Here is a 13,238-nt window from a genome sequence, read left to right as displayed (position 1 = left end):
GCCACCCGTCAGTCCCGTCCCTCTGTCACACGCCCGTGCGTCAGCGGTCCCGCCTCGGAGAGAACTCAGTAGGCCGAGTCGACGTTGTCGATCGAGCCGTACTTGTCCGCGGCGTAGTTGCACGCGGCCGTGATGTTCGCGACCGGGTCGTAGCTGTCCGTCGACGTACCGTCCACGTGGTAGGCCTGGAAGGTCGGGTCGATGACCTGGAGCAGACCCTTGGACGGGATGCCCGCAGCGGCGTTCGAGTCCCAGTTGTTGATGGCCTGGGGGTTGCCACCGGACTCGCGGATGATGTTGCGGTGGATGCCCTCGTAGGTGCCGGGGATGCCGTGCTCGGCCATGACGGCGAGCGACTCCTTGATCCAGCCGTCGAGGTCGTTCGTGTACGTGGCCGGCTCGGCGGCAGGAGCGGCCTCGGCGGCGGGTGCGCCCTCCGCGGCGATGGAGGTGCTCGTGCGCTCCGAACGGTCGGCGCGGTCGGCGCTCTCGGCACGGTCGGACGAAGCAGAGGCCTTGGATTCGGCCTTCTCGGCCTTGTCCGCCGACTTGCTCTCGGCCTTGGCGTCGACAGTCAGCTTCAGACCCGGGTGAATCAGGTTCGGGTTTCCGCCGACAGCCTTCTGGTTGTCCTCGTACAGAGCCTTCCAGCCACCGCTGACGGAATGCTCACGGGCGATCTTGGCAAGGGTGTCACCCAAGATCACGGAATAGGTCGCGGACTCGGACTTCTGCGCGGCAATTCCCTTGCCGGTCACGGCAGTCGAGGTCGCGGCCTTTTCGACGGCGACCGGCTGGGCCGGGGCCGCGAAGGCGCCGGTCGCGCCGATCACGGGGAGGGCCAGGGCGGCTCCACCCGTGCTCACGGCGATGATGCCGCGGGTCAGCGAACTGGTCCTGGAACGACGGTGCTTACCGTTTTCGGGCATGCTGAATTCCTCTCCGTCGCCTGCGAAGTGAGCTGTCGGGTTCGAGCTGGAGATGCCCGGCCGCATGCGAATGCGACTTCACCCCGAGCCGTTCCGGATACCGGATCGGCGCTTACTTGGGTCCCCCGCTCCTGCCGTACGAGAAGTGGTCGGGTAACCGGACGGCGGCAGGATTCGGCGTTCCGCCCGGATTGATGGTGACCGTAGGCGAGAAATAGGGAAAGGAACAAGCCTGGTTCGGTGATCAGAATTCATTCGCAAGATCAATTCACGGGAATTCATGTAATCCACCCCACACCGCACCACTCATTCTTCTTGGCGCAGCAGGGAACCGGCCGCCACACTCCGGCGTCCGGGACCCATGGAGTGACCCTGGTCACGGAGTCCGATTCGGGCGATTTGCTCCAGCGCGAAGGGGTCCAGGTCACACGAAATGGCCTTTTATGGATTACGGGATTAAATTCGAAAAGCGCCCTAAATCGGGCATAAGGCTCACGGGTCAGGCCCCGGGGCATACCTGGAGCGCCGACGTGGAACCGATCCGCCTATGACTGAAAGCCCGCACGCCTCGACCCCGCGGATCACCGTCCTGCCCGTTCAGCCCGGAGATCCGCCCTTCCGCGTAGTGGAGATCGACGGAGAGGTCATCGGGAACGCGACCGCCATGACGGACGTGCTGATCGCCGCCGCGACGGCCGGGATCCAGGTCCATGACCTCGACGACCCGGCCGCCGTCCGATGGGTGGGCGGCGGCAAGCTCAGCTGGAAGCCGCACTGAGCGGGCCGGAGGGCGACCGGGAGACCACCACCGGTCAGCCGGCTCCGCAGGAGGCGGGGGACGCCGGCGCACCGGCCGCGGTGCGGCTCCGTGCAGGCCGGGTGCTTCGACCGGAGGCCCCCGCTGTCACGCCCCTGGCGGAGGCGTCGTGACGGCCGTGGCCCGCAAGAGATCCAGCGACGTGTCGAGCGCGGCCTCCAGATGCGTGATGCGGCCGGTGGACATCAGGATGGTCACTCCGCCCTGCACCGCGGCGACGAGTGCGGCTGCCGTGCGGTCGGCGTCCAGCCGGGGATCGACCTCGCCGCCTGCCTGCATGAGTCGGACACCGGCACGCAAGGCCTCCTGCCACTGCTCGATCAGTCGGCCGGTGAGCTCCTGCGCGGCGGGGGTGGTGCGCCCCAGCTCGGTGATCAGCACGCCCAGCGGACAGTTGACGCCCTGTTGCTCGTAGCGCCGGACGACCGCGTCGCGCCAGTCCTGCCATGCCTGCCAGGTGCCCAGGTCGCTGAGATGAGGCTCCTGGTCCTCTATGACGCGTTCGGCCTCGCGGGCTGCCACCGCGAGCAGCAGCTCCTCCTTGCCTCCGGGGAAGTAGTGGAAGATCTGGCTCTTGCTGGTCGAGGTACGCGCCCGGACGTCGTCCAGCGTGGTGCCCGCGGCACCCCTGACCCGGATCTCCTCCGCCGCCCCCTCCACGATGCGGCGGCGGGTGGCCGCCCCCTTGGCGGTGAGCCGCGAGGTGGCACTGTTCCCGCTCGGCATGCCGGGACCCCCTCTTCTGGACTTGACGGTCCATTTTATGTGAGTGACCGTGGCACCCGCCACGAGGACCGGGAGCAGAGACAGGAGGAAGAGTTCGATCCCTGCGAGCGTCTTCATCGAGCAACCGGGCGGCCCGGAGGAAATCCGGCTCGCCGAGGAAAACGGATTGCCCCGGGGCCAGGGCTCACGTTGGCTGAGCAGCATGGCTGAACTGCGTACCGATCGCCTCGTCCTGCGCCCGTGGCGCGACTCCGACCTGGAACCGTGGGCGGCGATGAATGCCGACCCGGAGGTTCGAGAGCATCTGGGTGACCTGCTCACCCGCGAACAGAGCGATGCCTCCGTGGCGCGGTTCCAGGCCGAGTTCGACCAGCGCGGCTACGGATGGTGGGCAGTTGAGGTGGAGGCCGCCGGCGGGTTCATCGGCTTCGCAGGCCTGGACGAGGTGGACGACGGCATGCCGTTCACAGGAGTGGAGATCGGCTGGCGGCTCGCCCGCTCGGCCTGGGGCCAGGGCTACGCCACCGAGGCCGCGGTGGCGGTCCTGGCCCACGGCTTCGACACCCTGGAGCTTCCTGAGATCCTCGCTGTCACCACAGCCACCAACCTTCGTTCGCAGGCGGTGATGCGCCGGATCGGCATGACCCGGGACCCTGCCGACGACTTCGACGACCCCACCGAGCCCGAAGGGCCGCTGCGTCCGAACGTGCTGTACCGCGTCGCCCGCAGTACGAGGATCTGACGTTCTCCGCTCAGGTTGTGTCCTGGTGCCCCCTCGCGTCAGTCCTGGACACGGATGGCGAGTGCCGGGCAGACGGCCGCGGCCTGCTGGACATCTTCGGCCCGCGCCGACGGTGGCGCGGGGTCGAGCAGTACGGCGATCCCGTCGTCGTCCTGGTCGAACACATCGTCTGCGGCGACCACGCACTGTCCGGACGCCACGCACTTGTCCTGGTCGAGGGTCACTTTCATGAGCACTCCTTCATGGTCGGTGTCGCTGCGGGGCGGGCTCGGGGCGGGAGGTCACCAGGCCACGGGCAGTTCGTACACGCCGTAGACGGACCCGTCGTGCTTGAACGAAAGCTCCTCCAGGCCGGTGTCAAGACGGAGGGTGGGGACGCGCCGGTAGAGGGTGCTGTAGACGACCTGCAGTTCCATGCGGGCCAGCGGCTGCCCGAGGCACTGGTGCACGCCGAAACCGAAGGCCACGTGGCGCCGTGCGTCCCGTCGGAGGTCGAGCCTGTCGGGGTCGGCGAAGACCTCGGGGTCACGGTTGCCGATGTCGTTGGGCACGATGATCCCCTCGCCGGCCCGGATGACCTCGCCGGCGATCTCGATGTCCTCCAGAGCCACGCGACGGCGGCCCGTGTGGGTGATGTTGAGATAGCGCAGCAGTTCCTCCACGGCGCCGGCGACCGTTTTCGGGTCCTCCGTGTCGCGGAGCAGGGCGAACTGGTCGGGGTGTTCGAGCAGGGCGAGGGTGCCCAGAGCGATCATGTTGGCGGTGGTCTCGTGTCCGGCGAGCAGCAGGAGTACGCCCATCTCGGCCGCCTCGCGGCGGGACAGCTCGCCCGCCTCGACCCGGGTGCCGAGTCCTGACAGGAGGTCGTCCGCGGGCCGGGCGATCTTGTGGCCCATCAGCTCGTCCAGATATCCGATCAGGTTGCCGTGGGCCGTGCCCCGTTGCTCGGGAGTCGCGCTGCGGCTGATGAGGGTCTTGCTGTTCTCCTGGAAGAAGTCGTGGTCGCTGTACGGCACTCCGAGCAGTTCGCAGATCACGAGCGAGGGAACGGGGAGGGCGAATGCCTGGACGAGGTCGGTCCTCGGGGGCCCGGAGAGCATGTCGTCGATCAGTCCGTCCACGATCCTCTGGACGGCCGGACGCATCGCCTCCACCCGCCTGATCGTGAAGGGGGCGGTCACCATCCGCCGCTGACGGGCGTGTTCCGGGTCGTCCATCAGGATGAAGCTGAAGCTCGAACCCTTCACCGGTGCGGGGCTGGGATATCCGGACCGGGTGATGTCGGAGCTGATCCTCGGGTCGGCGAGGAGGGTGCGCTGATCGGTGTAGCGGGTCACCAGCCAGGGCGTGGACCCGTCCCACAGGCGGACCTTCCTGAGCGCCCCCTGTTCCTGCTCCGCCTTCAGGGCGGGCGGCGGGTCGAACGGGCAGCCCGTCGCCCTGGACATCGGGAATTCCGGGGCCGAGGGCACGTGTGCCCCTTCCCCGCGTACCGTGCTGGTCATCGCTTCCTCACTTCGTCGTGCGGGTGGCTGACGTACCGTCGGCCTCTGTCACGGCGCGGACTGTTCGACGGACGGGCCGGGACCGCCCGTCTCCTGGCGGCGCGGTCGCTCCTGCTGGGGAACACTCCGGCCGAGGACGCCCGTGACCCTGAAACAGAGACGGTCAGCGGCAGGCCGTGACCGGTGCCGTCCAGAGCCCGACGACTGCGTCGATCAGGCCGGTGGCGGTGTCGTGCCAGTTCGCGCGAGGCGTGGAGGTGTTATCGGCGAGAGCGCGTTCACGCTCCGCGCAGGTGTGAAGGATCAGGTTGCGCGACATGGCGGCCCGCTCGACATGGACGTCGGGAGGCAGGTCGGGCAGGCACCGGTTGAGCCCTTCGAGGGTCTGTAGCGTCGGCGGGCAGGCGAGCGACTCCTCGGCCATGATGTCCTGCAGCGCCGGGTCGGTCATGACCTGGGCGCAGAACCGTGCGAACCAGGTGGGGCTGCCGAGCGTGTCCAGATGCTCGGTGGTGGGCCGCACCAGGCAGGCCACCCACTCCCCTATGTCCGAGGGGTCCTGGATGCCGGCCAGCCGACGTGCGCGGGCCTCCTCGATCTGCCGGCTGTGCTTCCGGGTGATCGCACGCACCAGGTCGGCCTTCGTACCGAAGTGATAGCCGACCGCGGCGTTGTTGCCCTGTTGTGCGGCCTCGCTGACCCGGCGGTTGGACACCGCGTAGACGCCCCGCTCGGCGAACAGCCGCTCGGCGGCGTGCAGGATCCGCTCCCTGGTCTCGCTGACCTGCTCGGCACGCACGGTGCGTTCCATCCGCCGGCTCCTCGGTCGAAGGCATCTCGGAAGGTCCAGGCAATCCGGCACCACCCAAGCAGTCAAGCGACTGCTTTAAAGATGGCCGAGATGGTCACACGCCCGCCACCGGAGGGTTCCCGGATGCCCGCGACACCCCTGCCACCCGCCGTGATCAGCCCGCGGGCGGCATTGCTTCCGCTTCCGTCCCGGCCGCAGGGCACAACCTGCGGCCTTCGGCGGCCATGACATACAGCTCCGGCGGGGCCCGGAGTTGGCGCGAAGCCACCGGGGCACGCCACCCGTTCGGAGACCAGAGGGAACAAAAGGCCAAGGGTGCGAAGCCGGCCGAACCGGCCCGAGGAGGCACCCTCCGCACAAGACAGAAGGAAGCATCTGCGAGGTGTGGAACGTATGTGCGTTGTAAATGCGAGCGCCTTCAACATATTGTGTCGCACATGCAGTCCTACACCATCGGGCAGGCGGCACGCCTTCTCGGCGTGAGCCCCGACACCGCCCGTCGCTGGGCGGACGCCGGCCGGGTCGCGACCCATCGCGACGAGAGCGGGCGCCGCCTCATCGACGGCCGTGATCTGGCCGCGTTCTCCGTCGAGGTCGCGCAGGCCGGACCGGGCGAGGAAGAGATCCCGTACACCTCGGCGCGCAATGCCTTCCCCGGCATCGTCACCGCGGTGAAGCTCGGTGACGTCGCGGCCCAGGTCGAGATCCAGGCCGGCCCGCACCGCCTCGTGTCCCTGCTGACCCGGGAGGCCGTGGAGGAGCTGGGACTCGAGGTCGGCATGCAGGCCACGGCCCGCGTGAAGTCGACCAGCGTGCACATCGACCGCACCTGACGCGGCACCCGCCGTCGGCAGGCGGCGTCTCATATCGAGGAGTTCTCCTGATGTCCTTCACCCTCACCGGCCGCCGTGGCGGCGCCGCGGTCCTGTCGGCGGCTCTGCTCGCCACCCTGGCCGGGTGCGGCAGCGACGACGACGCCAAGGACTCCGTTGCGCCGAAGACCGAGCTGACCGTGCTGGCCGCCTCGTCGCTGACCGACGTCTTCGCGACCGCCGGTGCGGCGTACGAGAAGGAGAACCCCGGCACGAAGGTCACGTTCTCCTTCGCCGGATCGCAGGAGCTCGCCGCCCAGGTCGGGCAGGGCGCGCCCGCGGACGCGCTGGTCACCGCGGACACCAAGACGATGGACGGGCTGACGTCGGACACCGGCAAGCCGACGGTCATCGCGAAGAACCGCCTGGTCATCGCTACCGGCGAAGGCAATCCCGAGAAGGTCGAGAGCCTCACGGATCTCGCCGATCCCGGGCTCAAGGTGGTCCTGGCCGCACCCGAGGTGCCGGTGGGCCGCTACGGGAAGCAGATCCTGGACGCCCAGAAGATCGACGTGAAGCCGGTCTCCCAGGAACCCAATGTCCGCGCCGTTCTCAGCAAGGTCGAGCTGGGTGAGGCCGATGCCGGCCTCGTCTACAGGACGGATGCCGCCACCGCCACCGACAAGGTCGACGCGATCGACATCCCCGACGCGCAGAACGCGATCGCGTCCTACCCGGCCGCGACACTGAAGTCGTCCAAGAACACCAAGGCCGCAGCCGCCTTCGTGTCCTGGCTTTCCACGCCCGAGGCGCAGAAGATCCTCCAGGACGCGGGCTTCCAGAAGCCGTGACGGCCAGACCGGGCCCGTAGGGAAACGCGATGAAACAGCTCCGCACCCGCCCGTCGGGCCCCCGCACCCCGCTCACCCTGGCGATTCCCGCGCTGCTCGCCGTCGTGTTCCTGATGCTGCCCCTGGCCGGCATCATCGCGCGCACGTCCTGGGGCGAGCTCGGCACGCATCTGACCGGTCCTGGAACCACCCAGGCCCTGAAGCTGTCGCTGCTCGTCTCCGGCTGGGCGCTCGGGCTCTCGCTCGTCCTGGGGGTGCCCCTGGCGTGGCTGCTGGCCCGCGTCGACTTCCCCGGCAAGGTCCTCGTGCGCTCGCTCGTCCTGCTGCCGATGGTCCTGCCGCCCACCGTCGGGGGCGTGGCCCTGCTGCTCGCGTTCGGGCGGCGAGGGCTTCTCGGGCCCTGGCTGGAGGGCACGTTCGGTATCACTCTGCCGTTCCACACCTCGGGAGCGGTCCTTGCCGCGACCTTCGTCGCGATGCCCTTCCTCGTCATCAGCCTCGAAGGTGCCCTGGGCGGACTGCATCCGCGCTACGAGGAGACGGCCGCGTCCCTGGGCGCCTCCCCGGTACGTGTGTTCTTCACCGTGACCCTGCCCATGGTCGCTCCGGGTCTGGCCGCGGGCGCGGCCCTGACGTGGGCACGGGCGCTGGGTGAGTTCGGCGCGACCATCACGTTCGCCGGCAATCTGCCGGGCACCACGCAGACCCTGCCTCTGCAGGTGTACCTACTGCTCCAGGACTCCCCCGAGGCGGCCACATCCGTCTCGCTGCTGCTGCTCGCCATCGCGATGGCGGTGCTGGTCGCCCTGCGCGGACGGTGGGCCGGCACCCCCCGCTCCGCCGCGCCCTCGCGACGCACCGCCGAGGAGCCCGGTCCGGAGCCGCCCGGGGGCGCCCCGGCTGCCCCGGCCGAGCCCTCCGGGAGCTGGCCGCTGCGCGCCGAGGTCACCGGTTTCAACCAGCTCACCCTCGAGGCGGAGCCGGGTACGACGATCGCCGTCGTCGGCCCGAACGGCGCGGGCAAGACGACTCTGCTGCGCGCCCTGCTCGGCCTGACACCGCGCGCCCACGCCGCCCTGCGCCTCGGGGACACCGACACCGGCGGCCTGCCCCCGCACCGGCGGGGCGTCGCGTGGGTCCCGCAGGACGGCGCCCTGTTCCCACACCTCTCCGCACTGGCGAACACCGCCTACGGGCTCCGCGCCCACGGCGTCCCGCGCACCGAGGCCCGGCTCAGCGCCCGGCAGTGGCTCGACCGCCTCGGTGTCGGGCACCTCGCCGCCCGCAAGCCCGCCCAGCTCTCCGGCGGCCAGGCCCAGCGCGTCGCGCTCGCCCGCGCGCTGGCGTCGCGTCCCCGGCTGCTGCTCCTGGACGAGCCGCTCGCCGCTCTGGACCAGACGACCCGCGCGCATGTACGCCACACCCTGCGCACCCACCTCGACGGCTTCGGCGGCGTCTGCCTGATCGTCACGCACGATCCGGTCGAGGCGGTCTCGCTGGCCGACCGCGTCCTCGTGCTCGACGAGGGCCGGGCCTTGCAGGACGCGCCGCCGGGTGAGGTCACCCGCCATCCGCGCTCCCCCTGGGTCGCCCGGATGCTCGGCCGGAACGCCTGGCCGGGCACGGCCACAGCCGAGGGGCTCCTGCTCTCCGGCGGGGGCAGCCTCGTCGCCGCGGAGCCGCTGCCCGCCGGCACACCCGCACTCGCGGTCATCGGCCCCGAAGCCGTCTCCGTACACCGCGAGAGGCCGAGCGGCAGCCCGCGTAACGTCTGGCCGGGTACGGTCCGCGAGATCACCGCCAGCGGCAGCCGGCTGCGTGTCCTGGTCTCCTCCTCGGAGGCACCCGACCTCGTCGCGGAGATCACCCCGCAGGCCGCCGCCGAACTCGGCCTGGCCGACGGGGTGTCGGTCTGGACCAGCGTGAAGGCGACCGAGGCGACCCTCGTCCCGCGGTAGGACTCGTCAGTCCATCAGTCCGGCGGCGACCGTCGCCCCCAGTTCCCAGCACGCCTCTGTGTCGGCCTTGCCGGGCTCGCCGGTGACGGTCACCGCGTCGGCCGTACGACGCCATCCGAGACCCGTCGTGATCGTCTCGATGCCCCGTACGGCTCCGGTGACGTCGTTGCCGCCGTGCACGTAGTAGCCGAAGGGCCGGCCCTTCGTCGCGTCCAGGCACGGGTAGTAGACCTGGTCGAAGAAGTGCTTCAGGGCTCCGGACATGTAACCGAGGTTCGCCGGGGTGCCGAGCAGATAGCCGTCGGCGGCGAGTACGTCGGACGCCGTGGCGGAGAGCGCGGCCCGCCTCACGACCCGTACGCCTTCGATGTCCTCGGTGGTCGCGCCGGAGACGACCGCCTCGAACAGTGCCTGGCAGTTGGGCGAGGGGGTGTGATGCACGATCAGCAGAGTGGCCACACCCCCGAACCCTGCCGCCCCGGCCCGTCGGACGCAAACCGCAACGCCCTGGCGGCGGCCCGGCGCCCTGGGACGCCCAGGGGCCGCCTGTTACCCCGGCCGGGGAACGCGGAGGCACGGGCGCAGGCGCTGCCTCAGTCGGCGGCGCGGAAGCCCCGCAGGCGGAGGCTGTTGCCGACGACGAAGACCGACGAGAAGGCCATGGCCGCTCCCGCGATCATCGGATTGAGCAGGCCGGCCGCGGCGAGCGGCAGGGCTGCCACGTTGTAGGCGAGGGCCCAGAACAGATTCGAGCGGATCGTACCCAGCGTTCTGCGGGAGAGCCGGATCGCGTCGGCGGCCACCCGCAGGTCCCCGCGTACGAGCGTCAGGTCGCCGGCCTCGATGGCGGCGTCCGTGCCGGTCCCCATGGACAGCCCCAGGTCCGCCTGGGCGAGCGCGGCGGCGTCGTTCACACCGTCGCCGACCATGGCGACACTGCGTCCTTGTGCCTGGAGCTTCCTGACGACCTCGGCCTTGTCCTGCGGCATGACCTCGGCGATGACCTCGTCGATACCGACCTGGGCCGCGACGGATTCGGCGACCGCCTTGTTGTCGCCGGTCAGCAGGACGGGCGACAGTCCGAGTGCGCGCAGCCGCCGGACCGCTTCGGCGCTGGTCTCCTTCACGGCGTCGGCGACCTCCAGGACCGCACGCGCCTCTCCGTCCCAGGCCACCGCGATCACGGTCCTCCCTTCCTTCTCGGCCGCGTCCTTGGCGGTCCTGAGCTCCTCGGGAAGCCCGATGGCCCATTCGGCCAGCAGCTTCTCGCGGCCGACGAGCACGGCGTGGCCCTCGACGACGCCCTGGACACCGAGTCCGGGGACGTTGGCGAAATCCTCGGGAGCGGGCAGCGCGCCCACCTTCCCGGCGGCGCCCTCGGCGACGGCCCGGGCTATCGGGTGTTCGGAGGAGTGCTCCAACGCGCCCGCGAGGAGCAGCACTTCGGCCTCGTCCGTGGAACCGGCGGTGTGGACCTTCAGCAGCGTCATACGGCCTGTGGTGACGGTGCCCGTCTTGTCGAGGAGGATCGTGTCGGCCCTGCGGGTGTTCTCCAGGACCTCCGGCCCCTTGATCAGGATGCCGAGCTGGGCCCCGCGTCCGGTACCGACCAGCAGGGCGGTGGGCGTGGCCAGGCCCAGCGCGCAGGGGCAGGCGATGATCAGCACGGCGACGGCCGCGGTGAAGGCTGCGGTGAGTCCGGCGCCGGAGCCGAGCCAGAAGCCGAGTGTCGCCAGCGCCAGCCCGATGACGACCGGTACGAAGACCGCGGAGATCCTGTCGGCCAGGCGCTGGGCGGAGGCCTTGCCGCTCTGGGCCTCTTCCACGAGCGCGGCCATCCGGGCCAGCTGGGTGTCGGCACCGACCCTGGTGGCCTCGACGACCAGACGGCCGCCCGCGTTGAGGGTCGCCCCCGTGACGGAGTCACCGGCGGTCACCTCGATGGGCACCGACTCGCCGGTGAGCATCGAGACGTCGACGGCGGAGGAGCCCTCCACCACCGTCCCGTCCGTGGCGATCTTCTCGCCGGGGCGGACCAGGAAGCGGTCCCCGACCCGCAGAGCCGCCGTGGGCAGGGTGGTCTCCCTGCCCTCGCGCAACACGGTGACCTCCTTGGCGCCCAGCTCCATGAGCGCCTTGAGTGCGGCGCCCGCCTTGCGCTTCGAGCGGGCCTCGAAGTACCGCCCGGCCAGGATGAAGGCGGTGACACCGGCGGCGGCCTCCAGGTAGATGTTTCCCGCCCCGTCGCTTCGGCCGATGGTGAATTCGAAGGGGTGCGTCATGCCCGGCATCCCCGCCGTCCCGAAGAAGAGCGCCCACAACGACCACAGGAACGCGGCCGACGTACCGACCGAGATCAGGGTGTCCATGGTGGCCGCACCGTGCCGGGCATTGGTCCAGGCGGCGCGGTGGAAGGGCCAGGCCGCGTACGTGACGACCGGTGCGGCGAGCGTGAGGGAGAGCCACTGCCAGTACTCGAACTGGAGGGCCGGGATCATCGCCATCGCGACGACCGGCGCGGCCAGCAGGGCCGCGGTGACGAGACGCCGGCGCAAGGACCGCAGCTCGGTATCGGCACGCTCGTCCTCGCCCCGGCCGGCGGTCGGCGCTCCGACTTCGTCGGGCGCTCGACGGGGCGGGGCCGGCCGCCGGGCGGTGTAGCCGGTGGCCTCGACCGTGGCGATCAGGTCGTCCACCGAGATGTCCTCGGCGAAGACGACTCCGGCCTTCTCCGTCGCGTAGTTGACGGTGGCCTCGACCCCCTCCATGCGGTTGAGCTTCTTCTCGATCCGGGCCGCGCACGAAGCGCAGGTCATGCCGCCGATGGCGAGCTCGACCCGGGCAGTGCCGGGAGTGGTGGGAGTCATTTCCTGCTCCTCGTCCGAACGGGACCAGCATACCCCTCACGGGTATCCATTCACCTCCAGATATACCCCCCACCCGTATGCATGGCAAATCCCGCCGGCCGCTTGCGCATACCCCCTGCGGGTATACGCTCAAGGCGTCGGACCATTGCGGGCCCTCCGCGCAGAAGGCACAGGAGCAGGAGCAGGAGCAGCCATGAACCCCGCCGCGAAGATCACCGCGTTCACCGCCGCACTCACGGCGTCCTTCGGCGCCGCCTACGGCATCGGAGTCACCGTCGGCCCCGGGGCCGGCACCGCCGGCTCCCCCGAGCGCTCCGCCCACGCGGAGAGCGCCGCGCCGCACACCGGCGAAAGCCGAACCGGTTCTCCCGCCGGGGGCCTGCAGATCTCCGAGGGCGGTTACGCACTCGACCTCGAGACCCCCCGCATGGAAGCGGGGCAGCAGAGCGAGCTGCGCTTCACCATCCGCGACCGGGCCGGCCGTCCGGTCACGAGGTTTCAACGTGAGCACGACAAGGAACTCCATCTGATCCTCGCCTCGCGCGACCTGGTCACCTATCGCCACCTGCACCCCACCCGAGCGGCCGGCGGCACGTGGAGCATCCCGGTCGATCTGCCCGCGGCGGGCGACTACCGCGTCTTCGCCGACTTCACGCCCGCCGGCAGGAACACCGGCGACCTCACTCTGGGGGCGGATCTGGCCGTGTCCGGTGCCTACAAGGCGGCGGAGCTCCCGAAGCCCGCCCTGACGACCACGGTCGACGGGTACACGGTCTCTCTGAACGGCACCCTGCGCCCCGACGCGCCGGAGCACCTCAGGTTCACCGTGCGGAAGGACGGCCGGCCCGTCACCGACCTGCAGCCCTATCTGGGCGCGTACGGACACCTCGTCGCCCTGCGCGCCGGCGACCTCGCCCATCTCCACGTCCACCCCGACGGCCAACCCGGCGACGGCTCCACGAAGCCCGGGCCGGACGTCTCCTTCACGGCGACCGCGCCCAGCTCCGCCACCTACAGGCTGTTCCTGGACTTCAAGCACGACGGCACCGTCCGGACGGCGTCCTTCACCGTCCCGTCGTCAGCGGCGACCGATACTCCCCGCCCGACGGCGCCCTCGGACGGACACGAGGACGGCCCGTCGGGCGGGCACGAGCGCAGCACGACCGGCGGCGACGAGGCCGGGAGCCACGGGCACTGAGCCCCGCGGCAAGGCACTGCGA

Annotated in this window: 13 protein-coding genes and 1 riboswitch; of the genes, 6 read left to right on the top strand and 7 right to left on the bottom strand. The window is 70.5% G+C overall.

Going from position 1 to position 13,238, the window contains the following annotated elements:
- Positions 1 to 65: 65 nt before the first annotated feature.
- On the bottom strand, positions 66 to 929 hold the full coding sequence (locus tag ACFWFI_RS16355) for a transglycosylase SLT domain-containing protein (RefSeq protein WP_387390129.1): 864 nt from the start codon (positions 927 to 929) through the stop codon (positions 66 to 68).
- Positions 930 to 933: 4 nt separating this feature from the next.
- Positions 934 to 1,119: riboswitch (cyclic di-AMP (ydaO/yuaA leader) on the bottom strand.
- A gap of 357 nt (positions 1,120 to 1,476) precedes the next feature.
- Between ACFWFI_RS16355 and ACFWFI_RS16350 the strand changes: the two genes are divergently transcribed.
- Positions 1,477 to 1,707: a hypothetical protein gene (locus tag ACFWFI_RS16350; RefSeq protein WP_387390126.1), complete on the top strand. Its 231-nt coding sequence runs from the start codon at positions 1,477 to 1,479 to the stop codon at positions 1,705 to 1,707.
- 126 nt (positions 1,708 to 1,833) lie between these two features.
- On the opposite strand, the gene ACFWFI_RS16345 is transcribed toward ACFWFI_RS16350, so the two are convergent.
- Entirely contained in the window at positions 1,834 to 2,472 is a 639-nt protein-coding gene (locus tag ACFWFI_RS16345; RefSeq protein WP_387390138.1) for a TetR/AcrR family transcriptional regulator, read from the bottom strand.
- A gap of 202 nt (positions 2,473 to 2,674) precedes the next feature.
- Here ACFWFI_RS16345 and ACFWFI_RS16340 point away from each other — a divergent pair, with 202 nt between their 5' ends.
- Complete coding sequence (locus ACFWFI_RS16340; protein WP_387390123.1) at positions 2,675 to 3,214, top strand: GNAT family N-acetyltransferase; 540 nt, start codon at positions 2,675 to 2,677, stop codon at positions 3,212 to 3,214.
- A gap of 38 nt (positions 3,215 to 3,252) precedes the next feature.
- On the opposite strand, the gene ACFWFI_RS16335 is transcribed toward ACFWFI_RS16340, so the two are convergent.
- From ACFWFI_RS16335 to ACFWFI_RS16325, 3 genes are all read right to left on the bottom strand, one after another.
- A complete protein-coding gene (locus tag ACFWFI_RS16335) occupies positions 3,253 to 3,444 on the bottom strand; it encodes a ferredoxin (RefSeq protein ID WP_387390120.1) in 192 nt (63 codons plus the stop codon).
- A 51-nt stretch (positions 3,445 to 3,495) separates the two neighbouring features.
- Positions 3,496 to 4,719 (bottom strand): cytochrome P450, encoded by a 1,224-nt coding sequence (locus ACFWFI_RS16330; protein WP_387390117.1) that lies wholly within the window; start codon positions 4,717 to 4,719, stop codon positions 3,496 to 3,498.
- Positions 4,720 to 4,882: 163 nt separating this feature from the next.
- Positions 4,883 to 5,530: a TetR/AcrR family transcriptional regulator gene (locus ACFWFI_RS16325; RefSeq protein WP_387390114.1), complete on the bottom strand. Its 648-nt coding sequence runs from the start codon at positions 5,528 to 5,530 to the stop codon at positions 4,883 to 4,885.
- Between the two features lie 437 nt (positions 5,531 to 5,967).
- Between ACFWFI_RS16325 and ACFWFI_RS16320 the strand changes: the two genes are divergently transcribed.
- The 3 genes from ACFWFI_RS16320 to ACFWFI_RS16310 are packed head-to-tail and all read left to right on the top strand — an operon-like array spanning position 5,968 to position 9,151.
- Positions 5,968 to 6,363: a TOBE domain-containing protein gene (locus ACFWFI_RS16320; RefSeq protein ID WP_387390111.1), complete on the top strand. Its 396-nt coding sequence runs from the start codon at positions 5,968 to 5,970 to the stop codon at positions 6,361 to 6,363.
- Positions 6,364 to 6,413: 50 nt separating this feature from the next.
- Positions 6,414 to 7,193: a molybdate ABC transporter substrate-binding protein gene (gene modA / locus ACFWFI_RS16315; protein WP_387390108.1), complete on the top strand. Its 780-nt coding sequence runs from the start codon at positions 6,414 to 6,416 to the stop codon at positions 7,191 to 7,193.
- 29 nt (positions 7,194 to 7,222) lie between these two features.
- A complete protein-coding gene (locus tag ACFWFI_RS16310; RefSeq protein WP_387390105.1) occupies positions 7,223 to 9,151 on the top strand; it encodes an ABC transporter permease in 1,929 nt (642 codons plus the stop codon).
- A 6-nt stretch (positions 9,152 to 9,157) separates the two neighbouring features.
- Here the strand turns inward: ACFWFI_RS16310 and ACFWFI_RS16305 are convergent, their stop codons facing one another.
- Positions 9,158 to 9,610: a flavodoxin family protein gene (locus ACFWFI_RS16305; RefSeq protein WP_387390102.1), complete on the bottom strand. Its 453-nt coding sequence runs from the start codon at positions 9,608 to 9,610 to the stop codon at positions 9,158 to 9,160.
- A gap of 134 nt (positions 9,611 to 9,744) precedes the next feature.
- Positions 9,745 to 12,018 carry a heavy metal translocating P-type ATPase gene (locus tag ACFWFI_RS16300; protein WP_387390099.1) on the bottom strand — a complete coding sequence of 758 codons (2,274 nt, stop codon included), beginning with the start codon at positions 12,016 to 12,018 and terminating at the stop codon, positions 9,745 to 9,747.
- Between the two features lie 193 nt (positions 12,019 to 12,211).
- Here ACFWFI_RS16300 and ACFWFI_RS16295 point away from each other — a divergent pair, with 193 nt between their 5' ends.
- Positions 12,212 to 13,216, top strand: coding sequence for a hypothetical protein (locus tag ACFWFI_RS16295; RefSeq protein ID WP_387390096.1), 1,005 nt, complete (start codon positions 12,212 to 12,214; stop codon positions 13,214 to 13,216).
- The last annotated feature ends 22 nt before the right edge of the window (positions 13,217 to 13,238 follow it).

The organism is Streptomyces sp. NPDC060209 (assembly GCF_042728155.1).
Taxonomy (GTDB): Bacteria; Actinomycetota; Actinomycetes; order Streptomycetales; family Streptomycetaceae; genus Streptomyces.
This window is presented reverse-complemented; position numbering and strand designations above follow the sequence as displayed.